The organism is Streptomyces sp. NPDC048718, assembly GCF_043198875.1.
Taxonomy (GTDB): domain Bacteria; phylum Actinomycetota; class Actinomycetes; order Streptomycetales; family Streptomycetaceae; genus Streptomyces.
The window spans coordinates 41,482-66,317 of record NZ_JBICVG010000020.1; the positions used below are offsets into that span (position 1 = coordinate 41,482).

Below are 24,836 nucleotides of genomic sequence, written 5' to 3' on the forward strand. Positions count from 1 at the left end.
CACAGGATCGACGGACCCCCTTGTCCCGACCGATCGTTCGGTTACTCTAACTCCGTATACGTCTCCCTGCCCAGCTCGACGAGGAGTTGGTCCATTCATGGCCACCACTCAGCTGACCACCGACGTTCTGGCCGAGAAGCACCGGTCCACTCTCGATCAGGCCCTCGCCACCATCCGCACCCGCGCCTACTGGTCTCCGCACCCGGAGCACCCCAAGGCCTACGGGGAGAACGGCTCGCTGGACGCCGCCGCCGGACTCGCCGCCTATAAGGACCTGCTGGGCAAGCGCTTCGAGCTCGACCAGCCCGGCACCGACGGCTGGACCGGCGCCGAGGTCTCGCCGTACGGCCCGGAGCTCGGCGTGGAGTACCCGCACGCCGACCTCGACGTGCTGCTTCCCGCGATGCGCGCCGGCATGGCCGCCTGGCGCGACGCCGGGCCCGAGACCCGCGCCCTGGTGTGCCTGGAGATCCTCGCCCGGATCTCCGCCCGCACCCACGAGTTCGCCCACGCCGTCATGCACACCAGCGGCCAGGCCTTCATGATGGCGCTCCAGGCCGGCGGCCCGCACGCCCAGGACCGCGGCCTGGAGGCCGTGGCCTACGCGTACGAGGAGCAGACCCGCACCCCGGCCGGCCGCACCACCTGGTCCAAGCCCCAGGGCAAGCGCGACCCGCTGGAGCTGACCAAGGAGTTCACGGCGGTCGGCCGCGGCATCGGCCTCGTCGTCGGCTGCAACACCTTCCCGACCTGGAACGGCTACCCGGGCCTGTTCGCCTCCCTCGCCACCGGCAACCCGGTGCTGGTCAAGCCGCACCCGCGCGCGGTGCTCCCGCTGGCCCTCACCGTGCGGATCTCCCGTGAGGTGCTCGCCGAGGCCGGCTTCGACCCCAACCTGGTGGCGCTGGCCGTCGAGCGTCCCGGCGAGGGCATCGCCAAGACGCTGGCCGTCCGCCCCGAGATCAGGATCGTCGACTACACCGGCGGAGCCGCCTTCGGCGACTGGCTGGAGGCGAACGCCCGCCAGGCGCAGGTCTACACGGAGAAGGCCGGCGTCAACACGGTCGTCATCGACTCCACCGACGACTACAAGGGCATGCTCGGCAATCTGGCCTTCTCGCTGTCCCTGTACAGCGGCCAGATGTGCACCACCCCGCAGAATCTGCTGATCCCCCGCGACGGCATCACCACCGACCAGGGCCCGAAGTCCTACGACGAGGTGGTCGCCGACGTCGCGGCGGCGGTGGGCGGTCTGCTCGGCGACGACGCCCGGGCGAACGCGCTGCTCGGCGCCCTGGTCAACCCCGATGTGAAGGCGCGCCTGGAGGCGGCGGCGGGCCTCGGCGAGGTGGCGCTGGCCTCCCGCGAGGTGGTCAACCCCGACTTCCCGGACGCCGTCGTACGGACGCCGGTCATCGTGAAGCTGGACGGCTCCAAGCCGGACAGCGAGGCGGCGTACTTCTCGGAGTGCTTCGGCCCGGTCTCCTTCGCCGTCTCGGTCGAGTCGACCGCCGACGCGCTGGAGCTGCTGCGGCGCACGGTCCGTGAGAAGGGCGCGATGACGGTCGGCGCGTACACCACCTCGGCCGAGACCGAGCGGGCCGTCGAGGAGGTGTGCCTGGAGGAGTCGGCGCAGCTCTCACTGAACCTGACGGGCGGAGTGTTCGTGAACCAGACGGCCGCGTTCTCCGACTTCCACGGCTCGGGCGGCAACCCGGCGGCGAACGCGGCGCTGTGCGACGGCGCCTTCGTCTCCAACCGCTTCCGGGTGGTGGAGGTCCGCCGCCAGGCCTGACGGCACACCGTCCCGCGCGGGACGGACGAGCGGTGCCCCCGGGACTCCCGGGGGCACCACCGCGTCTTCGGCGCTTCTACGGGTCCTACGCCCCGGTGGGCTCGGCCGGGATGTCGGCGTAGCGCTGCACCCAGGCGTGCATGGCGATCGCGGCGGCGGCGCCGGCGTTGATCGAGCGGGTCGAGCCGAACTGGGCGATCGAGCAGACCATCGACGCGTGCTTCCGGGCCTCCTCGGTGAGACCGGGGCCCTCCTGCCCGAACAGCAGCACACAGCGGCGCGGCAGCACGGTCCGCTCCAGCGGCACCGCGCCGGGCAGATTGTCGATGCCGATGATCGGCAGGTCCTCGGCGGCCGCCCACGCGGTGAGCTCCGCCGTGTCCGGGTGATGGCGCACATGCTGGTAGCGGTCGGTGACCATCGCCCCGCGCCGGTTCCAGCGGCGGCGGCCCACGATGTGCACCTCCTTCGCCAGGAAGGCGTTGGCGGTGCGCACCACGGAACCGATGTTGAAGTCGTGGCCCCAGTTCTCCACGGCCACGTGGAAGTCGTGGCGGCGGGTGTCCAGGTCCGCGACGATCGCCTCGCGCGTCCAGTAGCGGTAGGGGTCGACGACATTGCGCCGGTCGCCCTCGGCCAGCAGCTCGGGGTCGTAGCGCTCGCCCTCGGGCCACGGCCGCGGGTGCGGACCGACGCCGATCTCGGGGGCGAAGCCCTCGTCGTACTGGAGCGGCTGTTCTTCGGTGGTGCTCACCCGACGAGGGTACGGGGACCGGCGCCGGTCCCCTCATCCGTACGGCCCTGCTCCGGCAGGCGGACGGCCTCCGGGTCCTCCGGGCCCTCCGGGACCGGCGGTGCGGCGGGCGGGCGGCGCAGCAGCCGGTCGCGGCCCCATGCGGCCTGGCCGCCCAGCCACACCAGGAAGACCGTGGGCAGGAAGACGGCGTCCGCGGCGATCATCGCGAGCGAGAAGAACGGCAGCCCGAGCAGGACCGCGATACCGGCGTGCTCCAGCATCATCGCCGCGAGCAGCACGTTCTTGATCCGGCGGTGGAAGAGCGTGAAGGGGAACGCGACCTGGACGATCACCGTGCCGTAGCTCACCAGCAGCACCAGTACGCCGCTGCCCGCCAGCAGGGCGGAGAGGGCCGGCCAGGGGGTGAAGTAGTCGAGGTGGAGCGGGTAGTAGAGCGCGGTCCCGTCCTGCCAGCGCGAGCCCTGGACCTTGTACCAGCCGGCCGTGGCGTAGATCAGGCAGACCTCCGCCATGATCACGACGAGGGTGACGTTGTGGGTCAGGTTGGCGATCACGTCGAGGAGAGTGCGCGGCTCGCCGGGCGCGTACCGGCCGACCAGCCACCACAGCGCGTGGCCCAGCCACAGCACCCAGAACAAGGCGAGCAGCCAGCCCTCGCCGCTGACGCCGGAGAACCAGGTGGCGGCCATCAGGAAGCCGCCGAGCACGATCCACAGCAGCGGGCCGGCGGGCCCGTCCGCCCCCGCCGTGCCCGGCGTCTCCTCGGCGCCTTCAGAGTCCTCGGAGGTACGGGCACGAGCGCGGGCCGCGCGGCGGGCGTCGAGCGACCAGACCTGCCCGCAGCGGACGAAGACCAGATAGAGCGCCATGAGGTGGAGGACGTTGTCGCCGCCGTCGCCCATGAAGATGGAGCGGTTCTGCAGGGACAGCACCCCGGCCATGAAGAGCACCGAGACGGCGCGAGTGTGCCAGCCGAGCAGCAGCAGGGCGGCGGAGAGCACCGCGAGCCCGTAGACGATCTCGAACCAGAGCCCGCCGTCGGACCACATGAGCGCGCTGAAGGAGTGGTTGTCGGCGATCAGCCGCCGGCCCATCTCCCACGACCAGGGGCCGTCGGGTCCGTACAGCTCGTGGCGGTGCGGCCACTCGCGCAGCAGGAACAGCAGCCAGGTGAGCGAGAAGCCGATCCGGACGACCGCCGACTGGTAGGGGCCGAGGGCGTGCGCGGTGACCTTCTGGACGGCGGCGGCGAGGCGCGGGGCGGGCGAGGAGGGGTATTTCATCGGGCGGTGCTCTCCGTCCCGGAGGCGGTGGTCCGTGCGGCGGCGGGGGCGCCGGGCCGGTCGGCGTCGGTGATCGTCCACCAGCGGTAGGCGCGGTAGGCGGGGCGGGTGTCGGTCTTCTCGGTGCTCCACGCGGGGGCGGGCACGGCCCGGGTCACGGAGCGCACCTGGATCTTCCGCACGGTGCCGCCGAGGTCCCGCTCGGCGAGCCGGGAGACGACGATCCGGCGCAGATAGCCCTCGGACAGTTCGCCGCGCATGCCGATGGGGAGCCGGTCCTCGTTGTGGAAGTTGAGGAAGAACTCCCAGGCCCGGCGCAGCTCGTTCTGTTCGGTGTGGCTGGGCACGAGGCTGCCCCGGATCCGCTCGGCCTCACGGGCGGTGAGGTCGATCCAGCCGGTGGTGCGGACGCCGCCGTCCGGGCCGGCGATCTCGGCACGGGCCTCGACGGCGATGTTCTGCTGGAGCGGGTTGGGGGCGAACAGTTTCCAGTTCTGTTCCAGCTCGGGGTAGATCCAGTCGTCCACGGCCGTCCCGTGCTGCTTGGTGAGCGTGTTCGAGGGCGCGACGTGCAGAAAGACCATCGCGAGGTGGACGCAGCCGAACACGCCGAGGACGGCGAGGGCGACGGCCGCGACGACCTGGTACCGCAGCGAGAGTCCGGCGATCCCGGGGCCCCGGGGCCCGGTCGATGAGGGCGGCTCGGCCGCTTCCGTGCCGTCATACGCGTCCATCGCGCCCCGTTCCCCGCTCGGCGTAAGGAGTTATCCACAGAGGTTGACACCATACGGGCCCCCGAACGACCATTGAAGTCATTCAACCGAACGATCGGTCGGTAGGGGGTCCGATGACCGCAGGTACGGCAGAGACGACGGCGACGGAGCGGGCGGAGGTGCCCCAGGACGCCCTCGAAGCGGTGTTCGACGCCGCCATCGCCGCCGACGAGCGGATCGAGCCGCGCGACTGGATGCCCGACGCCTATCGGGCGGGCCTGATCCGCCAGATCGCGCAGCACGCCCACTCCGAGATCATCGGCATGCAGCCGGAGGCCAACTGGATCACCCGCGCGCCCTCCCTGCGGCGCAAGGCGATCCTCATGGCCAAGGTGCAGGACGAGGCCGGCCACGGCCTGTATCTGTACAGCGCGGCCGAAACCCTCGGCGTCAGCCGCGACGAGCTGCTCGACAAGCTCCACTCCGGCCGCCAGAAGTACTCGTCGATCTTCAACTACCCGACGCTGACCTGGGCCGACGTCGGCGCCATCGGCTGGCTCGTGGACGGCGCGGCGATCACCAACCAGGTCCCGCTCTGCCGCTGCTCCTACGGGCCGTACGCCCGCGCGATGGTCCGGGTCTGCAAGGAGGAGTCCTTCCACCAGCGCCAGGGATACGAGGCGCTGCTCGCCCTCTCGAACGGCACCGAGGCCCAGCGCGCCATGGCCCAGGACGCGGTGAACCGCTGGTGGTGGCCCTCGCTGATGATGTTCGGCCCGGCGGACGACGCGTCCACCCACTCCGCGCAGGCCATGGCCTGGAAGATCAAGCGGCACTCCAACGACGAACTGCGCCAGCGGTTCGTCGACTACGCCGCCCCGCAGGCCGAGTCCCTCGGCCTCACCCTGCCCGACCCCGACCTCAAGTGGAACGAGGAGCGCGGGCACTACGACTTCGGCCCCATCGACTGGGACGAGTTCTGGAACGTCCTCAAGGGCAACGGCCCCTGCAACGAACAGCGGCTCACCAAGCGACGCCAGGCCCACGAGAACGGCGCCTGGGTCAGGGACGCCGCCGCGGCCTACGCCGCCAAGCACCAGCACACGAACGCGCACGAGAACGGGGAGGCACGGGCATGACCACCGACGGATGGCCGCTGTGGGAGGTGTTCGTGCGCTCGCGCCGCGGACTGTCCCACACCCACGCCGGCAGCCTCCACGCCCCCGACGCGGAGATGGCCCTGCGCAACGCCCGCGACCTCTACACCCGCCGCAGCGAGGGTGTGTCGATCTGGGTCGTCCCCTCCAGCGCCGTCACCGCCTCCTCCCCGGACGAGAAGGACCCCTTCTTCGAGCCCGCCGCGGACAAGGCCTACCGGCACCCCACGTTCTACGAGATCCCGGACGGGGTGAAGCACCTGTGACCAGCCCCCGGCCCACCACCGTCACGCCCACCGTCACCGTCACGCCCGGCGCGCCCGCCGCGGCGCTCCCCCTCGGCGACGACGCCCTCGTCCTGGCCCAGCGCCTCGGCGAATGGGCGGGCAACGCCCCCGCCCTCGAAGAGGACGTCGCGCTCGCCAACATCGCGCTCGACCTCCTCGGCCAGGCCCGCCTCCTGCTCTCCCTCGCCGGCGACGAGGACGAACTCGCCTACCTCCGCGAGGAACGCGCCTTCCTCAACTGCCAGCTCGTCGAGCAGCCCAACGGCGACTTCGCGCACACCATCGCCCGCCAGCTCTACTTCTCCACCTACCAGCGACTGCTCTACGCCGCGCTGGCCGAGGGCGACAGCCCCCTGGCCCCGCTCGCGGGCAAGGCCGTCAAGGAAGTGGTCTACCACCAGGACCACGCCGAGCACTGGACCCTGCGCCTGGGCGACGGCACCGACGAGAGCCACCGCCGGATGCAGGAGGCCTGCCAGGCCCTGTGGCGCTACACCGGCGAACTGTTCCAGCCGCTCGACGGCCTCGACCTCGACACCGAGGCCATGGAGCGCGCCTGGCTCGACTCCGTCACCGCCGTCCTCGAACGCGCCACCCTCACCGTGCCCACCGGCGCCCGCACCGGCGCCTGGAGCGCGGGGGCCGGACGGCAGGGGCTGCACACCGAACCGTTCGGCAGGCTCCTCGCCGAAATGCAGCACCTGCACCGCAGCCACCCCGGAGCGTCCTGGTGACCGCCACCCACGACCCCGCCCCGGCCCCGACCGCCCTGGAAGCGGAACTGGCCCGGATCGCCGGCGCCGTCCCCGACCCGGAGCTGCCCGTCCTCACCCTCGCCGACCTCGGCGTGGTGCGCGGCGTGCACCTCCAGGGCCCCGGCCGCGTCCAGGTCGACCTCACCCCGACGTACACCGGCTGCCCCGCCATCGAGGCGATGTCCACCGACATCGAGAACGCCCTCCACGCGCACGGCATACCCGACGTCACCGTCGTCACCGTGCTCACCCCCGCCTGGTCCACGGACGACATCAGCGAGGAAGGGCGCCGCAAACTCACCGAGTTCGGCATCGCCCCGCCCCGGCCCCAGGGCCCCGCCGGCGGGCCCGTATCGCTGACCCTCGCCATCCGCTGTCCCCACTGCGGCTCCACCGACACCGAACTCCTCAGCCGCTTCTCCTCCACCACGTGCAAGGCGCTGCGCCGCTGCGCCGCCTGCCGCGAACCGTTCGACCACTTCAAGGAGTTGTAGATGCCGACCCCCAGCACCGGACGGGCCGGGTTCCATCCGCTCCGGGTGAGCGCGATCGAGCAGCTCACCGACGACTCCGTGGCCGTGACCTTCGCCGTCCCGCCCGAGCTGCGCGACGCCTACCGCCACATCCCCGGCCAGCACCTCGCCCTGCGCCGCACCGGACAGGACGGCGAGGAGATCCGCCGTACCTACTCGATCTGCTCCCCGGCCCCCGCCGAGGGCGAGCCCACGGCCCCGCGGGTCGGCATCCGGCTGGTCGACGGCGGCGAGTTCTCCACGTACGCGCTCAAGGAACTGGCCGTCGGCGACACCGTCGACGTCATGGAGCCCACCGGCCGCTTCGTCCTCGAACCGCGCCCCGGGCACTTCGCCGCCGTGGTCGGCGGCAGCGGCATCACCCCGGTCCTGTCGATGGCCGCCACCCTGCTCGCCCGCGAACCCGAGGCCCGTTTCTGCCTCATCCGCGGCGACCGCACCGCGGCCTCCACGATGTTCCTCGACGAGGTCGCGGATCTGAAGGACCGCTTCCCCGACCGGTTCCAGCTCGTCACCGCGCTCTCCCGCGAGGAGCAGCAGGCCGGGCTCCCGTCCGGCCGGCTCGACCACGCCCGGCTCGCCGAACTGCTGCCGGCGCTGCTCCCGGTCGGCGAGATGGACGGCTGGTTCCTGTGCGGTCCGTTCGGCCTCGTGCAGAGTGCCGAGCAGGCCCTGCGCGACCTCGGTGTCGACCGCTCCCGGGTGCACCAGGAGATCTTCCACGTCGACGACGGCTCGGCACCCGCCCCGGCCCCCGCGACGGACGCCCCCGCCGACGCGACGCTGTCCGCCACCCTGCACGGCCGGTCCGGCAACTGGCCGGTCCAGCAGGGCGAGACGCTGCTCGAAACGGTGCTGCGCGCCCGGGCGGACGCCCCGTACGCCTGCAAGGGCGGCGTCTGCGGAACCTGCCGCGCCTTCCTCGTCTCCGGCGAGGTGCGGATGGACCGCAACTTCGCCCTGGATCCCGAGGAAACCGAAGCGGGCTACGTCCTGGCCTGTCAGTCCCACCCCGTCACCCCGGACGTCGAACTCGACTTCGACCGCTGAGGACCGCTGAGGCCCACTGAGGCCCGCTCAGGCTCACCGGGGACCGCCGGAGACCACTTGGGCAGAGCTCCCGCCCGGCCATTCCCTTCCTTCCACGGCTGCCCTATCTTGACGATCCGTCAGATCGAAACGGGGCAGCCGGGAAGCCAAGGGAAGGGCAGGACAGTGGACTTCACCTTCACCGAAGAACAACGAGCCGCCGCCGAAACGGCCCGGGCCGTCTTCGCGGACGTCGCCCCCGACGCCGTACCCAGCCCCGCCCTCACCTCAGGGGCGGTCGCCGACGACCTCGACCGTGTCCTGTGGCACCGGCTCGCCGCCACCGACCTGCTCGGTCTCGTCCTCGACCCCGCCCACGGCGGCTTTGGCCTCGACCCCATCGCGCTCTGCCTCGTCCTGCGCGAATCCGCCCGGGCCCTGGCCCGCGTTCCCCTTCTGGAGACCAGCGCGGTCGCGCTCACCCTCCAGCGCCACGGCCCGGCCAAGACCGCCGCCGCCCTGCTGCCCCGGGTCGCGCGCGGCGAACTCGTCCTCACCGCCGCCGCCCACGGCCGGACCGGCCATGAACCGCCGCCGCTCGCCGTCACCGCCCGCCGCGACGACACCGGCTGGACGTTCGACGGGCACACCGGCGCCGTCCCCTGGGCCCAGCGGGCGGACCGTATCGCCATACCCGCGCACACCGCCGACGGCCGCACCCTCGTCGCCCTGGTGCCCCGCGATCAAAGCGGTCTGACCCTCGCCGACCAGTACGGCACCCATGGCGAGCTTCTCGCCGACCTGCGGCTCGACGGCGTCCGTCTCGGCCCCGACGACGTCGTCGACTCCGACGGGGCGTGGCCCTGGCTGCACGGCCTTCTCACCACCGGCACCTGCGCTCTCGCCCTCGGGCTCGGCGAACAGGCGCTCGCGATGACCAGCCGGTACACGGCCGGGCGCCGGCAGTTCGGGCATCCCGTGGCCACGTTCCAGGCCGTCGCCGTCCAGGCCGCCGACCGCTACATCGATCTGCGTGCCATGGAGGTCACGCTCTGGCAGGCCGCCTGGCGGCTGGCCACCGGCGCCACGACCGCGCTCCCCGCCGCCGCGGACATCGCCGTCGCCAAGATCTGGGCGGCGGAGGGGGTACGGCGGGTCGTCCAGACCGCCCAGCACCTGCACGGCGGCTTCGGCGCCGACACGAGCTACGCCCTGCACCGTTTCCACGCCTGGGCGAAGTACCTCGAACTGTCCCTCGGCCCGGCCGGCCGGCACGAGGAGGAACTGGGCGACCTGCTCGCCGCCCATCCCGTCGTCTGACCGGCCCGGTCGTCTGCCGGCCCGGTCGTCTGCCGGCCCGGTCGGTCTACCGGCCCGCGAAGAGGCCAGGGTTTGTCAGATCACCTGCGCGGCGCTGTCGCCGTCCGCCACCATGGGGCGCCCGGCGCCGGCCCAGGCCTGCATGCCGCCGTCGATGTTCACCGCGTCGACGCCCTGCCCGATCAGGTACTGCGTGACCTGCGCCGAACGGCCACCGGAACGGCACATCACATACGCCCGCCCGCTGTCGCCGACCGCGTCGCTCACCGCGCCGAACCGGGCCACGAAGTCGCTCATCGGCACGTGCAGCGCGCTCTCGATGTGACCGGCCGCCCACTCGTCGTCCTCGCGGACGTCCAGCACGAGGGCGTCGTCGGGCACCAGGGCCGCGGCGACCGACGGCAGCGGGGCGAGATTCATGGTCCAGGCCTTCCCTCGGCAACGTCGCGCCCTGTGCGGGCGCACTTGTCACGAACCTACTGCACGAGCTCGGCGAGTTCCGCCTCACGTTCGGCGACCTGTGCCAGCAGCTGCCCGGCGATCTCCTCAAGGAGGCGGTCCGGGTCGTCGGGAGCCATCCGCAGCATCGCGCCGATGCCGCTCTCCTCCAGTTCCCGGGCCACCCGCGACAGCATCTCCTTGCGCTGGGACAGCCACTCCAGCCGCGCGTACAGCTCCTCGCCCTCGCTGAGCCGCACCTCGGGCACCGGGCCGGCCGCCCACTCCTTGGTGAGGGCGCGCAGCCGCGTCTCGTCCCCGAGGGCGTAGGCGGCGTTCACGCGCGCGACGAACTCCTCGCGGCGCCTGCGCTCGTCGTCGTCCCGCGCCAGGTCCGGGTGCGCCTGGCGCACCAGATCGCGGTACAGCTTGCGGACCTCGTCCGACGGACGGACCCGCTTCGGCGGCTGCACCGGGCGCTCGGTCAGCATCGCCGCCGCTTCCTCGGACAGGCCGTCGGAGTCGAGCCAGTCGTGGAAGAGTTCCTCGACCCCGGGCAGCGGCGCCAGCGAGGCGCGCGCCTCACGCGCCCGCCGCAGCTCCTCCGGGTCCCCGCTGCGGGCCGCCCGGGCCTCGGCGATCCGGACGTCCAGCTCGTCGAGCCGCGCGTACACCGGACCGAGCCGCTGGTGGTGCAGCCGGGAGAAGTTCTCCACCTCGATCCGGAAGGTCTCGACCGCGATCTCGAACTCGATCAGGGCCTGCTCGGCCACCCGGACGGCTCTCTCCAGCCGCGCCTCGGGCCGCTCGTCGGACTCGCCACCCACGCCCTGGTCCACGCTCACGTCCACGCCTGCCCACGTCCTCGTTCCGGCTCGTCCGAACCACCCTACGGCCCTTCGGGGACCCGCTCCCGCCGCCGTCGGCCGGCACCGCGCCACCGGACCCGCCGGGAAGAGCGGAAGCGGCCGGCATCGTGACGCGATGCCGGCCGCTCCCTCCCCAAAGCGGCGCTATCGCGCCACCTCACGCCCCTCGGCCGGTTGTGCCTCGGTGGCCAGCAGATAGCCGAGATGAGTGCGGTTACGGGCGCCGAACCGCGCCATGAGTTTCGCGATGTGCTGACGGCACGCCCGCTCGCTGATGCCGAGCCGGCGGGCGATGGAGGCGTCCTTGTCCTCAAGGAGCAGCAGGCGGGTGATCGCCTGCTGGGTGTCGGAGACCACGTACTTCTGCCGGCGGGTCTCGTAGGCCGAGGCGAACGGCATCGCCGCCTGCCAGGCCGTTTCGAAGGTGCTCAGCAGGAACGCCACGAGGTCCGGCTGCCGCAGACACACGGCGCTCGCGCCGTCCCTGGTGGGGACGAAGGCGACCTGCCGGTCGAAGATGATGAGCCGGGGAAAGAGCGTGTGGAGGGTGCGGAACTCCGCACCGGACCGCATCAGCCGCTCGGCATATGCCTCGGTGGCGGGGTCGAAGCGGGCGCTGTGCTGGTAGAGAGTCCGCATCCGCACGCCCTTCTCCAGCATCGCCAGATCGCGCGACTGGGCCTCGGCGAGGATCTCCACGGGGCGGGATCCACCCGGCTGGGCCGTGATCAAGTCGGTACGGCACTCCGACGCCGCCTGGTCCAGCAGGGCGTTGACGTCGGCCGGGTCGACCGCGAGGACGACGCCGTCCGCCTCGCGGGCCTCCCGCCCGGCCGTTTCGTACACCTCGCGAAGGACGGTGAACGCGGCGCTCGCCCGGCTCAGGACCTCCTTGGTGTCCTGGAGCTCCCGGCGGAGCGGACCCAGCGCGAGTGCCTCCGCCACGTCGGGGGAACGGCAGACGTAGAAGCCGGGTCGCTGCTCGGCAGGCTGCAGCATGCCGAGTTCGCGGAGCCTCATGAAGGCGTTCTTGACCACGGCTTCGGGCAGGCCGACCGACTTGCAGAGCTCCCCGCAGGAGACCCGGCCCCGGCGCAGAGCTTCCTCGTACACCCGCCGCAGACCCTCAGCGCCCTGGTCTTGATCGCTTTTGGCACCATCCCGTCGTTCAGGATCCATTTGTTCTGCCTTCATGTTCCTGCATCACCTATCCATGATCCCTACCGTGAATAGCGTTCGACGGGCGGCCACGGCGAGGATGCGGGTGACGCCGGATACAGGAGCAGGCTCCGCAGTCTGGGGCATCCGTGCGATGGCGTTGTGTCACACGATAAAGCGGGGCAATCGAGGCAGTTTCCTTCGCTCGCCCCCTCACCCGCATCCGCACCCGCCGGAGCCGCTCCGGGCACGCCACACGACCGGCCGGCCCACCGGCCCACCGGCCCACCGGCATCGCGCGGACATCGGCGGCGCGGCCGCCCCTTCCCTCGGTACGCGAGGCACCGGCCGGAGGGGAAGGGCGAGCGGGCCGGTCGCTCCGCCGGCGTCCGGACTTCCCCACCACCGTTCCGGGGGCCCGCGCGGGGCCGCCCCGCCCACGCCGCTCACCACGCGGCCCGCGCGCGGCGGCCCCGTGAGGAGATTCGCCATGTTCGCCATGAACGCCGCCACCGCGGCCCCGGCCGACCTCGTCGACACCGACTTCGTCCAGCTGCTGTTCACCGATGTCGCGGGACGCCTGCGGAACGTGGAGATCCCCACCGCCCGCTGGGCCGCGACGCTCGCCTCCGGCCGGCCCCTCGACAGCGCGGCGATCCTCGGGGAGACGGGTCCCGACGAGGAGGAACTCCGGCTCGTCCCCGACCCCGGCAGCTTCGTCCTGCGCCCCTGGCGCACTCCCGCCGGGCGCGGCATCGGCATGGTGTTCTGCGAGGTGCTCGACCGAAGGGGACGGCCCTTCGCGGGTGACCCGCGAGCCGTTCTGCGACGCGCGGGCCGGCTGTCCGCGGCCCGCGGACAGCGGGCGCGCTTCGGTGTGACGGCGGAGTTCGGGCTGCTGCCCGCCGAGAGTCTTCCCCCCGGGACGGTTCCTCGCGCCGGGGCCGGCCACCCGGCCGCCGGAGAAACGGGAGAGGACGAGCGGACCGCCGAGATCTGCCGGGACATCAGCGAGGCGCTCGGCCTCATGGGCCGCACCGTCACCGGGCATCACCAGGATCTCCGCACCGGACGCTGGAAGATCACCTTCGAGGAAGGGGACGCGCTCGACGCCGCCGACCGCCTCCTGCTGTTCCGGCACACCGCCGCCACGATGGCGCGCCGCCGGAACATGACGGCGGTGTTCTCCCCCGGGCCCCAGGCCCTCCCGTGGAGCGACGGACCTCGCGTCCAGGTGTCCCTCATCGGTGCGGGAGTCGGTGCGGGAGCCGGTACGGGAATGGATTCCCGTCCGTCGTTCCACGACCCCGAGGAGTCCCTCGGGGTGCCCGGGCCGCCGAACCGGGCACTCGCCGGACTCCTGGCCCACGCACCGGGCTTGAGCGCCCTCGACACCCTGAGCGCCCCGGGCGTCCCGGGCTTCCCGGACGCCGAGGCCGCCGAGGCCGCCGAGGCCGCCGAGGCCTGCCCTTGCCCGGCGTGCACCGGAGAGGGAACTCCGGGGCCGCGGGCCGGGGTTCGCGCGTGCGGCTCCGCGACGTTCAAGGCCGCGGGCGATCCCGGGACACCGGAGTCGACGCGGCTGGAGATCCGCGTTCCCGGCCCGGCCGGGAATCCGTACCTGCTCTTCACCGGAATCCTGGCCGCCCTCGCCGACGAGGGGCAGGGCCGCGCGCCGGCAGGGGCCTCGTCCCCGGCGGCGGACGGTCGCGCCCCGGCTCCCACCCCTGCCTGCGTCGCCTCCGTTCCCACCGGCCTCCCGGCCGCGATACGCGCTCTCGAGAACGACGACGTCCTGTGCGCCGCGCTGGGCGAGCCCCTCACCCGAGCCGTCGTCCGGGCAGGCCGGGAGCGCGGCGGTGAACCGAGCTGAGTGGTCGCGGGCGGCCCCCGGAGGGGCCGGCCGGCCGCGTATCCGGGCACCCTCCCCCTCCCGGCTCGCCCCCTCCTCGGCCCGGTCGGCGAACGGCGAAAAACAGCCGGTTCGACAGCGTCGGCCACCCCTGAACGCCACCGCGCGAACACGGACCGAAACATCGGGCACTCTCCGGCGGGTCACTATCACCCGCTATGGGGCGTTCACCACCTGTTCGTCCACCGTTCATGTTTCGTCACTTCCTATTCATGAACCTTCGCCGCTGTGGTGCCCGCCGCCGACCGACGAAACGATCGAGATCAAGCCGGGCAACCGAAAAATCTCCTGCGACCCGGCCATAAATGTGTCGATCACACCGAACGGGGGCCGGGCACATGCGCAAGGTCAAGCTCTGGATTCTTCTGCTGACGACCGCGGTCGCGGTCAGCACCGGACTGGCGGGCGCGGCAGCGGGCGCCGGCGACCTCCACACCACGGCCGCCGGCCGGACCGTGGGCATCAGCGTCCTCGCCCAGGACACCGGCTGGGGCTGATCCGTCCGGGGCCCCCGAGGGGTCCCGACGGCGAAGGTCGATGGTTCTCTACCGAACGAAGGTCGTAGCAATGGACGCGAAAGCCCTCCTGCTGCTGGTCCGGGTGGGGTGTCTGCGCGAGCAGGCGCTGACCTCCTGGGCCGCCCGGACGGATTTCGGACTGGCGATGGCGGAGAGCGCCACCGCCGCCTACCTCAGACTGGCGGACCAGCAGATTCCGCTCTCCCCTGAGCGCCCCGCCGACGAGGTGTACGAGGCTTGTCGTGCCGCGCTCGCCGCGGCACCTGGCGAGAAGGGCGTGATCGGCTTCCTCGACTCGACGCTGCCTCTGGTGGCCCGGCTCGCGGAGGAGTTCGGTCTGCCGGGCTGCTCTCCCCGTACGCTCCGGTCGCTCACGGACAAGACGTGGGCACGGGCCCGGTTCGCCGAGTCGGGCGTGCCCGGCCCCCGGTTCCGGGTGCTCGACGCCCAGGCCGCCCCGGCGGACCGGCCGGCGGCGGTCCGGGGCCTGTCCTACCCGCTCATCGTCAAGCCCGCCGACTCCTCCGCGGGACGCGGTGTGGTGCGGGCCGCGGACGCGACGGAACTCGACGCCGCCTGGGACGGCGCGGCGCCGTTCACCAAGACCGGCTGCCTCCTCGCCGAGGAGGAGCTCATCGGCGAGGAGATCAGCGTCGAGACGGTCACGGTCGCCGGCCGTACCGCCGTCGTGGCCTGCACGGAGAAGTCGAGCACCCGCGGCGACGTGTTCGTCGAGCTGGGTCAGGCCGTACCGGCCCGCCTCGGCGGAGCCCTGGGCGGCCAGGTGCGCGAGATCGCCGCGGCCGCGCTGAAGGCCGTCGGCTACGACCACGGTGTCGCGCACACGGAGATGATCCTCACCGCCGACGGTCCCCGGATCATCGAGGTCAACCCCCGCCCCGCGGGCGACTGCATCCTGGACCTCGTCCGGCTCGCCGGCGGAGCGGACGTCTACGGCATCGCCGCCGATCTCGCCCTCGGCCGGCCCGTCGACCTGGACGCACTGGACCAGACCGTCTTCACCGGTGGCGCGGCGATCCGTTTCCTCACCGCGGAGCCCGGCGTGGTCCGGCGCGTCGACGGCGTCGCCGAGGTGTCCGCGCAGCTCGACCACGCCCGCGAGCGGGTCGTCCTGCTGACGCGCCCCGGCGACGTGGTCGAACCGGTCACCAGCAATCTGCACCGGCTCGGCTATGTCGTCGCGGTCGGCGACGACACGGCGCGGGCCGTCGAGCGGGCCGACCGGCTCGCCGCCCTGATCTCCTTCTCGACTTCCCCGGCCGGCCCCGACGAGTCGCCCGCCCGCCGTCTGCCCAGTTCGGAGTGCTGGACGTGACCACCAACGACACCAACGACACCAACACCGCCGACACCGGCAACACCGCCGGAGCCGGCACCACCACCGGCCCCGCCTCCCAGTCCCCCGATTCCTACTGGCTCGCGTCCGGCCCCGGCTGGACCGGCGGCGGCACCGAACTGCCCCGGCGCACCGGCGTCTGCGTGCTCGGCGCCGGCGTGATGGGCACCACCCTCGCCTACTGGCTCGCCCGGGCGGGCCTGCGTCCCCTGGTCCTCGAGCGCAACTCCGGCCCGGCCATGGGGTCGTCCGGCCGTAACGCCGGCCGCATGATCCAGGGCGGCAACGCGCAGCACGCCCTCGCCATCGAGAAGTACGGGCACGCCGAGGCGTTGGCCATCTACCGGGCCACCCTCGTCAACCAGGAACTGACGCACGAGGTCGTGGCCCGTGAGGGACTGCGGAGCACCCGGTTCCCCACCGCCAAGCTCGACCTCGCCGTCGCCGAGGACGAGGCCCGCGAACTCCGGCGGACCGCCGAGGCCCTGACCTCGGACGGCATCGCCGCCGAGTGGCTGGACCGCCGCGCCGCCCGCGAGGTGTTCGGGACCGACCTCTCGGACACCGTCCTCGGCGGTCTGTACCGGCCAAACCAGGACGCGGTCCACTCGGTCGCCTACGTACGCGGCATGGCGGACGCGGCGTCGCGCCACGGCGCGGAATTCGTCTGCGGCATCACGGTGGAGTCCGTGGAGCGGGCCGCGGACGGCTGGATCGTCACCACGGACGCGGGCCGCGTGCACGCGGATCAAGTCGTCGTCGCGCTGAACGCCTGGACGCCCCGGCTGCTGCCGGAACTCGCCCCGGTCATCACCCCGGTGCGCGGCCAGCTCGTCCAGACCGCACCGGTCTCCTTCCGCATCCCGCAGTGGGGTCTCGACCGAGGTCTCGTGTACGGCGGCCAGGCCCCGGACGGCTCGCTGCTCCTGGGCGGACTGCGCAACACGGTCCCCGGCCGCGACGAGGGCGTCGACGTACCGGAAGGCGGCAACACGCCCGCGTTCTCCCCCGAACTGGCCGAGCGGCTGGCCGGGGCCCTGCCCTCGCTGCTGCCAAAGACGGCGGGCGTGCCCATCGTCCGCGCGTGGAGCGGCGTCATGGCCTTCACCCCGGACCGCTGCCCCCTGGTCGGCGCCTGGCCGGGGGCCGAGGGCCTCTGGGTGATCGCGGCGTTCAACGGCCATGGCATGCCCTACTCGCAGGTCATGCCGGAACAACTGGCGGAGCGGATCCGCGGCGGCCGGGGCGACGGTATCCCGGCCGCGTTCGATCCCGCCCGCTTCCTCTGAGCGGGAGCCCTTCATGCCACAGTCATCCACGCTTTCCGCGCCCCACGAGTCCGAGACGAGGGACGGCGCGAGGAACACCGCCGACCTCGGCGGCGCACCCCTCCTGGTCCTCGGCGCCGGCCCCAAGGCCATCGCCCTGGCCGCGAAGTCGAGCGTGCTGCGCGCCGCGGGCTTCGACGTCCCCGAGGTCGTCGCCGTCGAGCGCGACCGCACCGCCGCCAACTGGCGCGAGGGACGCGGCTGGACCAACGGCCGGCAGCGGCTCGGCACCCTTCCCGAGAAGGACCTCGGGTTTCCGTACGACTGCGCGACCTGGGGCGACCTCGACGACCCCGTCATCGGCGAGATAGCCCACCGGATGTCCGGCTACAGCTGGAGCGGCTTCCTGCTGTCGAGGGGCGTCTACGCACGCTGGATCGACCGCGGCCGGCCCCAGCCGACCCACCGGGAGTGGGCCGACTACCTGGAGTGGGCCGCCGACCGGGCCGGGATGCGGACCGTCAACGGAGAGGTCCGGCGCGCCGAACTCGTCGACGGGGGCTGGCAGCTCACCGTCCACGAGGGTCCGGCGCGCAACCTGGTGCACGGCCGCGGCCTGCTGATCTCCGGCCCCGGGCCCACCTCGGGCACCGTGCCGGCCGACGGCGTCCGGGTGCTCGACACCGGGGGTTTCTGGCGGCTGGCCGTCACGGGTCTGCCCGACTGGGCCGAGCGCGTGGTCGTCGTCGGCGCGGGCGAGACCGCGGGCACGATCGTGCGGGAACTCGCCCTCGTCATGGACCGCGAAGTGACCGTCGTCGCTCCTCGCGCCACGCTGTACAGCCGTGGCGAGAGCCCCTTCGAGAACCGCTACTACAGCGACCCCACCGGCTGGGACGGCCTCTCCCAGGCGGACCGCCAGGAGTTCATCCGGCGCACCGACCGCGCGGTGTTCTCGCAGGAGGTGCAGCGCGATCTCGCGCTGACGTCCAAGATCTCCTGGATGCCGGGCCGGGTCGTCGGTACCCGCGGCGGCGACGACGGCGTGGCGGTGGAGGTCGCGTACGGGGGTCGCCAGCACATCCGGCACGCCGACCTGGTCGTCGACGCCACCGGGGGCAGCCCGCTGTGGTTCACCCGGATTCTCGGGCCCCGGGCGGAGCACGCGCTGCGCGCCGCGCTCGGCGGCGCCGCGACCCGTGACCGGGTGGAGCAGTCCATCGGGACCTCGCTCGCGGTCGACGGTCTGCCCGCGCCCCTGCATCTGCCGAATCTGGCGGGGCTCGCGCAGGGCCCGGGATTCCCCAACCTGAGCTCGCTGGGCCTGCTCTCCGACCGCGTGCTGGCCGGCTATCTGCCCCGGCACCACGTCGCGCCGGCGGCCGCCGCCCGGACCGGCGGCGACGTCACCCACCGAGCCGGCCGCCCCACCGACCCCACCGGCCCCGCCGCGTCCGCCGTGATCCGAGGAACCGCACACCGATGACCATGACCTCCACCACGCCGACGGCCCACGGCACGCCGCCGACCGACCCCGCGCGGGACGTCGATTTCATCCAACTGCTCTTCAGCGACGTCTCCGGACGTCTCAAGACCCTCGAAGTGCCCTCCGCCCGCTGGGCCGAGGTACGCGACACCGGCTGGACCCTCGACGGAGCGGTCCTGCTCGGCTACGGCGATCCCGACCACAGCGATCTGCGGCTGGTCCCCGACCCCTCGACCTTCGTCCGGCGCCCCTGGGCCACTCCCGCCGGGCGCACCGTCGGCATGGTCTTCTGCGATGTGGTGGACGGCGACGGACAGCCGTTCGCCGCCGACCCGCGCGCGGTGCTGCGGCGCGCCGTCGCCGCCTCCGAAGCCCGGGGGCAGCGGCCGGTCTTCGGCGTCGAGGCCGAGTTCTATCTGCTGCGCCCCACCGGGTCCAAGGCCGCGGGCGAGCCCGCCGACCGCGCCGGCTACTGGGACCTCGGCGCCGGCGAAGAGGCCGACGAGGTCTGCCGGGACATCAGCGAGGCGCTGAGCGAGATGGGCTTCACCGTCGACGGCCACCACCACGAGGTGTGTGCCGGGCAGCGTGAACTCGTCTTCCGCCACGGCGACGCGCTGACCACGGCGGACCGGCTCCTGCTGCTCAAGCACACGGCCCGGGTCATGGCCCGCCGCCGCGGGCTGTCCGCGGTCTTCATGCCGAAGCCGCTCGCCCATCTGTACGGCAACGCCCTGCACGTCCATGTGTCCTTGACGGACACCGGGACGGGCACGGAGACGGGCACCGGGACGGGCACGGGGACGGGGGCCGACGCCGGAACAAAGACCAAAACCGCCGCCGCCGAACTCGCCGCCCGGACCGACGGCGACCCGCTGTTCCACGACGCCGCGGACCCGCAGGGCATGTCCGCTCTCTTCCGCGCCTCGCTCGCCGGTGTCCTCGACCACGCGCCGGCGCTGACGGGCCTGGGCAACCCGACGGTGAACTCGTACAAGCGGCTCGTCCCCGCCTCCGGTACCCCCGTGCACATCAGCTGGGCCCGGCACAACCGCTCCACGGCGTTCAAGGTCGTGGGCGACAACCGCGCTCCGCGCTCCCTGCGCCTGGAGATGCGCAGCCCCGACCCGGCCGCCAACCCCTATCTGCTGTTCGCCGGTGTGCTCGCCGCGTTCGCCGACGGCCAGGACCGCGGGCTCGAACTGCCGGACGCCTGCGAGGAACCGGCCGACACGCTGCGCCCCGGCGATCTCGCGGCACGCGGCATCTCCCCGCTGCCCACGGATCTGCCCTCCTCGATGCGGGCCCTGGAGGAGGACGCCACCGTGCGCGACGCCCTGAGCGCGCTCACCACGCGCGCGTTCACCCACCAGGCCCGCGCCGACTGGTCCGCCTGGCACGGCGTCGTCACCTCGTGGGAGACGGAGCGGTACGCCGACTCCGTATGACCGTATGACCGTATGGCCGTATGACCGCACCCCGGCGTACGGCCGCGCACAGCCCCGCATCCGCACACCCCACACCGCACACCCCACACCGCAGAGGTACCCCATGCATGTCACCGTCGGGACGACAGAAGGCCCCGTCGCCGTTCCCTCCGCCGAGCACCGGTGGACCGTGCTGTTCTTCATCACCGAGCCGGGCATCGGCGAGGTCATCCCCGAGCTGGGGGGCTGCACGACCGGCCTGTGCTCGGCACGCGACGCGGCCGCCGCGTTCGCCCGTGCCGGTGTGCGGGTGCTGGGCGTCAGCGCCCACGCCCCCGGCCACCTCGCCGAGTTCGCCGAGACCCGCGCGCTGGGGTACCCGCTCGTCGGCGACGACACGCTGGCCCTCGGCCGGGCACTCGGCGTCCCCGAGGTACGGGCGGACGACCGCACCCTCTTCGCCCGGGCCGGGGTCGTCCTCGACCGCGCGGGCGAGGTGCGGGCGCTGATCCACCCGATCGCGGCGCCCGAGGACCACGCGGCGCTGGTGCTGGAGGCGGTGGCGCGGCTCGAAGCCGAGGCGGCGACGCCATTCGAGAACGACGAGGCGGGCCGTGGCTGACCGGGCCACCTCCCCGGGCGCCCCGGGCGGGCGGCTGCGCGCCCTGCTGCCCGCTCCCGGCGCGCCCCGGGCCCTCGCCCTGTCCACCTTCGTCGGACAGACCGGCAGCGGGCTCTTCCTGCCGGTGAGCGCGTTGTTCTTCACCCGCTCCGTGGGGCTCGCCCCGGCCCAGGTCGGTCTCGGACTCGCCATCGCCGGGATGATCGGACTGGCCGCGGCCGTGCCGATCGGCCGGGTCGCCGACCGGTTCGGCGCGCGCGGCACCTATACGGTCACCCTGCTCGGCCAGGCCGCCGCCACCGCCTCCTTCGCGCTCGTGCACTCCCTGTGGGCGTTCATCGTGGTCTCCACGGTCGCCTCCCTCGCGGAACGCGGGGGCAGCGCGGCACGGGGCGCCGTGATCGGGGGGGTCGGGGTCGGCGAGGCGCGGGTCCGGCTGCGGGCCATGCTCAAGTCGGTGACCAACGCCGGTCTGAGCATCGGCACGGCGCTCGCGGCCCTGGCCCTCGCCGCCGACACCCGCGCCGCCTATCTCGGGGTAGTCCTGCTCAACGCCGCGATGTACGTGGGCGCCGCGCTGCCCCTGCTGCGCGTCCCCGCCGTCCCCGCCGTCGCGGCCGCGAGCGCGGGGCCCGCGGCTCCGGCCGGCGGGCCGGCCTCTCCGCCGCGCCGCGCGGTGCTGCGTAACCGGCCCTACACCCTGGTCACGGCCCTGTGCGGGATCACGAGCATCCACTACGAGGTGCTGTCCATCGCCCTTCCCCTGTGGATCGCCGGGCACAGCGAAGCCCCCGCGTGGAGCATCTCCGCCGTCATCCTGGCCAACACCGTCCTGGTGGTGCTGCTCCAGGTCCCCTTCTCCCGGGGCACCGGCGAGGCGTCCACCGCCGCGCGCGCGGTCCGCCGGGCCGGCGGTGTACTGCTGATCGGCTGGGCCGTGATCGCGTCCGCCGTCTTCGCGGGATCCCCCGCACTGGCCTTCGCCCTGCTCGTCGTCGGCATGGTGCTGCACACCGCCGGTGAGCTGTGGCACTCGGCGGGCACCTACGGGCTCAGCTACGAACTCGCCCCCGCCGGATCGCACGGCGAGTACCAGGGCTTCTTCTCCCTCGGCCGCGGGGCCACCGCCGCCGTCGCGCCCCTGGTCGTCACCACCGTGTGTCTGGCCGACGGACCGAACTGGCGGCCCGTCAGCGGCTGGCTGCTGCTCGGCGTCCTCGTCGCCGCGCTGTCCTGGGCCGTCCCCGCCGCGACCCGCTGGGCCCAGGCGGCCGGCACCGCCGAGTCCGCCGTCACTCCGGAACCCGCCCCGGAACCCGCCCCGGCCACCGCCGCGGGCCCCGGCCCGGCCACCACCCCGGAACCCGCCTCCGTCCGTCTTTCCGTCCAGGAGTCAGCATGACCGCGTTCGCAGCGCCTCTCCCCGCCCCCGCCCCTGCCGAAGAGGACCAGCCGCCCCGTCCCGCGGACCCGCGCCCGGCCGTCCTCGTCCTGGGCGGCGGCACCCGGCTCCCCGCGGCCTTGCGCGAGCACGGCGTGTACGTCGTCTACGGCGGTACGACCGAGGAGTTCACCCCCGCCCACCACCGGGCCTGCGACGAGGCGTGGCTCCTCGCCGAGGGGGACGAGGAGAACTGGGTCCGCAGGGCCGTCGCCCTGCACCGGGAGGTCCCCTTCCGGCGCGTGGTCACCGTACGCGAGCGGTTCCTGACCGTCGCCGCGCGGATCGGGGACGCCCTGGGACTGGAGGGGAACCCGCTCGACACCGTTCTGGCGCTCAAGGACAAGTGCGCGATGCGGCAGCGGATCGACCGCCAGGGAGCCGCGGACGCGGTACGGGCCCGGGTGATGCACACGCCCGGAGAAGTCGACGCGTTCGTCACGCGTGTCGGTCTGCCCGTCGTGCTCAAGCCCCGTGACGGGGCCGGCAGCGAGGGCATCACGATCCTGCGGGACGCCGGTGACCTCGACTCGGCGCGCCACGCCGTCGCCGCCCAGCCGGGCGCGCTGCTGGCCGAAGAGTTCCTGGACGGACCGGAGTTCAGCGTCGAGACGTTCAGCCACGACGGGCACCACCGCCTCCTCGCCGTCACCGAGAAGTTCACCGGGGACGGCGCCGTCGAGGTCGGTCATGTCGTCCCCGCCCGCGTCGGCCCGGCCGCGTACACCCAGCTCGAAGACGCGACGCGCCGCTTCCTCGACGCGATGGGCCTCGTCGAGGGTCCCGCCCACACCGAGATCATCCTCACCTCGAACGGTCCGCGGATCGTCGAGTCCCACAACCGGCCGGGCGGCGACGGCATCGTCGACCTCGTCCGGCATGTCACCGGCCTCGACATCCGGGACCTCCTCGCGGCCCGGACCGCCGGCCTCCCGCTGCCGGGGCCGGCCGCCGACCGGGCGGGCGCCGCGGCGACCTGGTTCCTCACCGCGGACCCCGGCGTCGCCACCGAGGTCTCCGGCTGGGACTCCGCGTCAAGGCAGCCCGGCGTCGTGACCGTCGCACCCGGCGTCGAGCCCGGGCAGACCGTGACCCCGCTGCGCAGTTCCGACGACCGGTGCGGATCGGTCACCGCGGTGGCCGACACGGCCGACGAGGCCCTCGAACGGGCCCGCGCCGCCCTGTCGTTCGTCACCGTCCGCACCGAAGCGGCCCCCGCCCACCCGGAGAACCTCGACGGCGGAGAGCCCCGATGACCGCGCCCGCCCTCCCGTCTCCCGTCCGCGGCGCCCTCACCGGCCGCTACCTCGGCTCGGCCGCCGGCAGGTCGGCGCTCTGGCCCGAGAATCCCGATCAGCACCGGCTCCACGCGGTGCGCGAGGGTCTCGAAGACCGCTTCCTGACCCGGCCGTTCTTCCTGCAAAAGGAAGAAGTGGACCTTCTGGAAAGGGACTTGAACGGCGTCGTCGATCTGCTGTTCTCCCTGCCGGAGCGGCTCTTCGACGGCGACCCGCACGCCTTCGCCTCGGCTGTGGGGCTCCGGCCCGAGCAGGCCCGGATCGCGCTGCGTCCACCGGTGCGGGAGCCCGGCCGGATCGGCCGCGCGGACCTCTACCACGACGGCACCGGATTCCGGCTGCTCGAATTCAATCTCAGCAGCGCCCTCGGCGGCCTGGAGACCGCCGAACTCAACCGGCTGCTGCTCGAAGACCCGAAGCTGGCCGACTTCGCGACGGAGGAAGGCCTGGCCTTCCCCGACTCGCTCGGCGCCGTCGCACGGCTCATCCGGGAGACGGCCGACAACGCCGGGCACGACGGCGGCACCCTGCGCGTCGCCCTCATGGACTGGCACACCGGGTACCCCAAGACGGAACCGGAGATCCGCGTTCTGGCCCGGCTGCTGGGCGAGCACGGCATCGAGGCCGTCCCCTGCCACACCGGCCAGGTACGGGAGGCGGACGGGCGGATCCTCGCCGACGGCCGCCCCGTCGACCTCGTCTACCGCTTCTTCACCCTGGGCGAGCTGACCGCCGACAGCGCGTCGAGCGCCCGGGCCGACGAGCTCCTCGACGCGTTCACCCGCTGCGACGTGCCCGTGCTGTCCCCGCTGTCCACCTCCCTGTACAGCAACAAGCGGGCGCTGGCCATGCTGTGGGACGACCGCTGCCTGAGTACGTACGACGCCACCGAGCGGGCCCTGGTGGAGCGGCTCCTGCCCTGGACCCGCGAACTGCGCCCCGGCCCCGCGCTCGTCCGGGGGGAGCGGACGGACCTGATCGCGTACTGCGAGCGAAACCGGTCCCGCCTCGTCCTGAAGCCCTCGCACGGCCTCGGCGGAGTCGGCACCGTCCTCGGCCGCGGCGTGTCCGACGGCGAGTGGTCCGACGCCCTGAACCGGGCGAGCGAGGGACGGTACATCGTCCAGGAACTCGTCACCCCTCAGCCCGAGTACTGCCCGGACCCGGAGACGAACGGACTCTCGCCCTGGATCGTCAACTGGGGCGCGTTCCTCGTCGGACGCCGGTACGCCGGCGCCTTCCTGCGGGGACTGCCCGCCGACCGCGCCGACGTGATCTCCTACGACAACAAGGCCCACGCCGGCTGCGCCTTCCAGGCCACCGGCGCCTGAGCCACCGGCCCGCGCGGGGGACAGCGAAACCGGCCTGGAAGACCCGGCCGCCCCGGCCCGCACCCCGTGCGAGGGGGGCGGG

The 24,836-nt window shown here is 73.2% G+C and carries 23 protein-coding genes; 17 read left to right on the top strand and 6 right to left on the bottom strand.

Annotation, left to right across the window (positions count from 1 at the left end; all coding sequences use genetic code 11):
• The first annotated feature begins 97 nt into the window (after nucleotides 1-97).
• Entirely contained in the window at nucleotides 98-1,795 is a 1,698-nt protein-coding gene (gene paaN, locus ACGFRB_RS29740; protein WP_393247442.1) for a phenylacetic acid degradation protein PaaN, read from the top strand.
• An 85-nt stretch (nucleotides 1,796-1,880) separates the two neighbouring features.
• On the opposite strand, the gene ACGFRB_RS29745 is transcribed toward paaN, so the two are convergent.
• Genes ACGFRB_RS29745 through ACGFRB_RS29755 form a run of 3 tightly spaced genes read right to left on the bottom strand, consistent with a single transcriptional unit; the run spans nucleotide 1,881 to nucleotide 4,569 of the window.
• Nucleotides 1,881-2,549: a TrmH family RNA methyltransferase gene (locus ACGFRB_RS29745; protein ID WP_393247444.1), complete on the bottom strand. Its 669-nt coding sequence runs from the start codon at nucleotides 2,547-2,549 to the stop codon at nucleotides 1,881-1,883.
• Nucleotides 2,546-3,835 carry an HTTM domain-containing protein gene (locus ACGFRB_RS29750; protein ID WP_393247446.1) on the bottom strand — a complete coding sequence of 430 codons (1,290 nt, stop codon included), beginning with the start codon at nucleotides 3,833-3,835 and terminating at the stop codon, nucleotides 2,546-2,548. The genes ACGFRB_RS29745 and ACGFRB_RS29750 overlap by 4 nt, the downstream gene beginning before the upstream one ends.
• The gene (locus tag ACGFRB_RS29755; protein WP_363003702.1) at nucleotides 3,832-4,569 is read right to left on the bottom strand and encodes a DUF5819 family protein; all 738 of its coding nucleotides are present in this window, start codon (nucleotides 4,567-4,569) and stop codon (nucleotides 3,832-3,834) included. The genes ACGFRB_RS29750 and ACGFRB_RS29755 overlap by 4 nt, the downstream gene beginning before the upstream one ends.
• Nucleotides 4,570-4,682: 113 nt before the next feature.
• On the opposite strand from ACGFRB_RS29755, the gene paaA reads away from it, so the two are divergent.
• From paaA to ACGFRB_RS29785, 6 genes are all read left to right on the top strand, one after another.
• On the top strand, nucleotides 4,683-5,687 hold the full coding sequence (gene paaA / locus ACGFRB_RS29760; protein ID WP_363003700.1) for a 1,2-phenylacetyl-CoA epoxidase subunit PaaA: 1,005 nt from the start codon (nucleotides 4,683-4,685) through the stop codon (nucleotides 5,685-5,687).
• Nucleotides 5,684-5,971, top strand: coding sequence for a 1,2-phenylacetyl-CoA epoxidase subunit PaaB (paaB, locus tag ACGFRB_RS29765; protein WP_359876504.1), 288 nt, complete (start codon nucleotides 5,684-5,686; stop codon nucleotides 5,969-5,971). Before paaA ends, paaB begins: the two co-directional genes overlap by 4 nt.
• 92 nt (nucleotides 5,972-6,063) lie before the next feature.
• Nucleotides 6,064-6,726, top strand: coding sequence for a 1,2-phenylacetyl-CoA epoxidase subunit PaaC (gene paaC / locus ACGFRB_RS29770; protein ID WP_361237919.1), 663 nt, complete (start codon nucleotides 6,064-6,066; stop codon nucleotides 6,724-6,726).
• Nucleotides 6,720-7,241, top strand: a complete 522-nt coding sequence (paaD, locus tag ACGFRB_RS29775; RefSeq protein ID WP_393247535.1) for a 1,2-phenylacetyl-CoA epoxidase subunit PaaD — start codon at nucleotides 6,720-6,722, stop codon at nucleotides 7,239-7,241. Before paaC ends, paaD begins: the two co-directional genes overlap by 7 nt.
• Nucleotides 7,242-8,330: a 2Fe-2S iron-sulfur cluster-binding protein gene (locus tag ACGFRB_RS29780; protein ID WP_393247449.1), complete on the top strand. Its 1,089-nt coding sequence runs from the start codon at nucleotides 7,242-7,244 to the stop codon at nucleotides 8,328-8,330.
• A gap of 165 nt (nucleotides 8,331-8,495) precedes the next feature.
• Nucleotides 8,496-9,629: an acyl-CoA dehydrogenase family protein gene (locus ACGFRB_RS29785; RefSeq protein WP_393247451.1), complete on the top strand. Its 1,134-nt coding sequence runs from the start codon at nucleotides 8,496-8,498 to the stop codon at nucleotides 9,627-9,629.
• Nucleotides 9,630-9,704: 75 nt separating this feature from the next.
• Here the strand turns inward: ACGFRB_RS29785 and ACGFRB_RS29790 are convergent, their stop codons facing one another.
• From ACGFRB_RS29790 to ACGFRB_RS29800, 3 genes are all read right to left on the bottom strand, one after another.
• Nucleotides 9,705-10,049: a rhodanese-like domain-containing protein gene (locus ACGFRB_RS29790; protein ID WP_393247453.1), complete on the bottom strand. Its 345-nt coding sequence runs from the start codon at nucleotides 10,047-10,049 to the stop codon at nucleotides 9,705-9,707.
• A 56-nt stretch (nucleotides 10,050-10,105) separates the two neighbouring features.
• On the bottom strand, nucleotides 10,106-10,918 hold the full coding sequence (locus tag ACGFRB_RS29795; RefSeq protein ID WP_393247455.1) for a hypothetical protein: 813 nt from the start codon (nucleotides 10,916-10,918) through the stop codon (nucleotides 10,106-10,108).
• 162 nt (nucleotides 10,919-11,080) lie between these two features.
• Nucleotides 11,081-12,049: a LuxR C-terminal-related transcriptional regulator gene (locus tag ACGFRB_RS29800; protein ID WP_393247457.1), complete on the bottom strand. Its 969-nt coding sequence runs from the start codon at nucleotides 12,047-12,049 to the stop codon at nucleotides 11,081-11,083.
• 535 nt (nucleotides 12,050-12,584) lie between these two features.
• Between ACGFRB_RS29800 and ACGFRB_RS29805 the strand changes: the two genes are divergently transcribed.
• From ACGFRB_RS29805 to ACGFRB_RS29850, 10 genes are all read left to right on the top strand, one after another.
• Nucleotides 12,585-13,967 carry a glutamine synthetase beta-grasp domain-containing protein gene (locus ACGFRB_RS29805; protein ID WP_393247459.1) on the top strand — a complete coding sequence of 461 codons (1,383 nt, stop codon included), beginning with the start codon at nucleotides 12,585-12,587 and terminating at the stop codon, nucleotides 13,965-13,967.
• 377 nt (nucleotides 13,968-14,344) lie between these two features.
• Nucleotides 14,345-14,503 carry a hypothetical protein gene (locus ACGFRB_RS29810; RefSeq protein ID WP_363003685.1) on the top strand — a complete coding sequence of 53 codons (159 nt, stop codon included), beginning with the start codon at nucleotides 14,345-14,347 and terminating at the stop codon, nucleotides 14,501-14,503.
• A gap of 70 nt (nucleotides 14,504-14,573) precedes the next feature.
• Complete coding sequence (locus ACGFRB_RS29815; protein WP_393247461.1) at nucleotides 14,574-15,860, top strand: ATP-grasp domain-containing protein; 1,287 nt, start codon at nucleotides 14,574-14,576, stop codon at nucleotides 15,858-15,860.
• The gene (locus ACGFRB_RS29820; RefSeq protein ID WP_393247463.1) at nucleotides 15,857-17,170 is read left to right on the top strand and encodes an NAD(P)/FAD-dependent oxidoreductase; all 1,314 of its coding nucleotides are present in this window, start codon (nucleotides 15,857-15,859) and stop codon (nucleotides 17,168-17,170) included. The genes ACGFRB_RS29815 and ACGFRB_RS29820 overlap by 4 nt, the downstream gene beginning before the upstream one ends.
• Nucleotides 17,171-17,183: 13 nt before the next feature.
• Nucleotides 17,184-18,635, top strand: coding sequence for a SidA/IucD/PvdA family monooxygenase (locus ACGFRB_RS29825; RefSeq protein WP_393247465.1), 1,452 nt, complete (start codon nucleotides 17,184-17,186; stop codon nucleotides 18,633-18,635).
• Nucleotides 18,632-20,083 (top strand): glutamine synthetase family protein, encoded by a 1,452-nt coding sequence (locus tag ACGFRB_RS29830; RefSeq protein ID WP_393247467.1) that lies wholly within the window; start codon nucleotides 18,632-18,634, stop codon nucleotides 20,081-20,083. The genes ACGFRB_RS29825 and ACGFRB_RS29830 overlap by 4 nt, the downstream gene beginning before the upstream one ends.
• A 103-nt stretch (nucleotides 20,084-20,186) precedes the next feature.
• Nucleotides 20,187-20,684 carry a redoxin domain-containing protein gene (locus tag ACGFRB_RS29835; RefSeq protein ID WP_393247469.1) on the top strand — a complete coding sequence of 166 codons (498 nt, stop codon included), beginning with the start codon at nucleotides 20,187-20,189 and terminating at the stop codon, nucleotides 20,682-20,684.
• Nucleotides 20,677-22,086: an MFS transporter gene (locus tag ACGFRB_RS29840; RefSeq protein WP_393247471.1), complete on the top strand. Its 1,410-nt coding sequence runs from the start codon at nucleotides 20,677-20,679 to the stop codon at nucleotides 22,084-22,086. Before ACGFRB_RS29835 ends, ACGFRB_RS29840 begins: the two co-directional genes overlap by 8 nt.
• Entirely contained in the window at nucleotides 22,083-23,381 is a 1,299-nt protein-coding gene (locus ACGFRB_RS29845; RefSeq protein ID WP_393247473.1) for an ATP-grasp domain-containing protein, read from the top strand. The genes ACGFRB_RS29840 and ACGFRB_RS29845 overlap by 4 nt, the downstream gene beginning before the upstream one ends.
• A complete protein-coding gene (locus ACGFRB_RS29850) occupies nucleotides 23,378-24,754 on the top strand; it encodes a glutathionylspermidine synthase family protein (protein ID WP_393247475.1) in 1,377 nt (458 codons plus the stop codon). Before ACGFRB_RS29845 ends, ACGFRB_RS29850 begins: the two co-directional genes overlap by 4 nt.
• Nucleotides 24,755-24,836 lie beyond the last annotated feature (82 nt).

Bases quoted from the DNA above. Each gene is read 5' to 3' on its own strand.
- ACGFRB_RS29845 (WP_393247473.1), top strand. From the start codon at position 22,083: ATGACCGCGTTCGCAGCGCCTCTCCCCGCCCCCGCCCCTGCCGAAGAG.
- ACGFRB_RS29805 (WP_393247459.1), top strand. From the start codon at position 12,585: ATGTTCGCCATGAACGCCGCCACCGCGGCCCCGGCCGACCTCGTCGAC.
- ACGFRB_RS29755 (WP_363003702.1), bottom strand. From the start codon at position 4,569: ATGGACGCGTATGACGGCACGGAAGCGGCCGAGCCGCCCTCATCGACC.
- paaA (WP_363003700.1), top strand. From the start codon at position 4,683: ATGACCGCAGGTACGGCAGAGACGACGGCGACGGAGCGGGCGGAGGTG.
- ACGFRB_RS29790 (WP_393247453.1), bottom strand. From the start codon at position 10,049: ATGAATCTCGCCCCGCTGCCGTCGGTCGCCGCGGCCCTGGTGCCCGAC.
- ACGFRB_RS29810 (WP_363003685.1), top strand. From the start codon at position 14,345: ATGCGCAAGGTCAAGCTCTGGATTCTTCTGCTGACGACCGCGGTCGCG.
- ACGFRB_RS29830 (WP_393247467.1), top strand. From the start codon at position 18,632: ATGACCATGACCTCCACCACGCCGACGGCCCACGGCACGCCGCCGACC.
- paaB (WP_359876504.1), top strand. From the start codon at position 5,684: ATGACCACCGACGGATGGCCGCTGTGGGAGGTGTTCGTGCGCTCGCGC.
- ACGFRB_RS29750 (WP_393247446.1), bottom strand. From the start codon at position 3,835: ATGAAATACCCCTCCTCGCCCGCCCCGCGCCTCGCCGCCGCCGTCCAG.
- ACGFRB_RS29850 (WP_393247475.1), top strand. From the start codon at position 23,378: ATGACCGCGCCCGCCCTCCCGTCTCCCGTCCGCGGCGCCCTCACCGGC.
- ACGFRB_RS29835 (WP_393247469.1), top strand. From the start codon at position 20,187: ATGCATGTCACCGTCGGGACGACAGAAGGCCCCGTCGCCGTTCCCTCC.
- paaN (WP_393247442.1), top strand. From the start codon at position 98: ATGGCCACCACTCAGCTGACCACCGACGTTCTGGCCGAGAAGCACCGG.
- ACGFRB_RS29825 (WP_393247465.1), top strand. From the start codon at position 17,184: ATGCCACAGTCATCCACGCTTTCCGCGCCCCACGAGTCCGAGACGAGG.
- ACGFRB_RS29780 (WP_393247449.1), top strand. From the start codon at position 7,242: ATGCCGACCCCCAGCACCGGACGGGCCGGGTTCCATCCGCTCCGGGTG.
- ACGFRB_RS29815 (WP_393247461.1), top strand. From the start codon at position 14,574: ATGGACGCGAAAGCCCTCCTGCTGCTGGTCCGGGTGGGGTGTCTGCGC.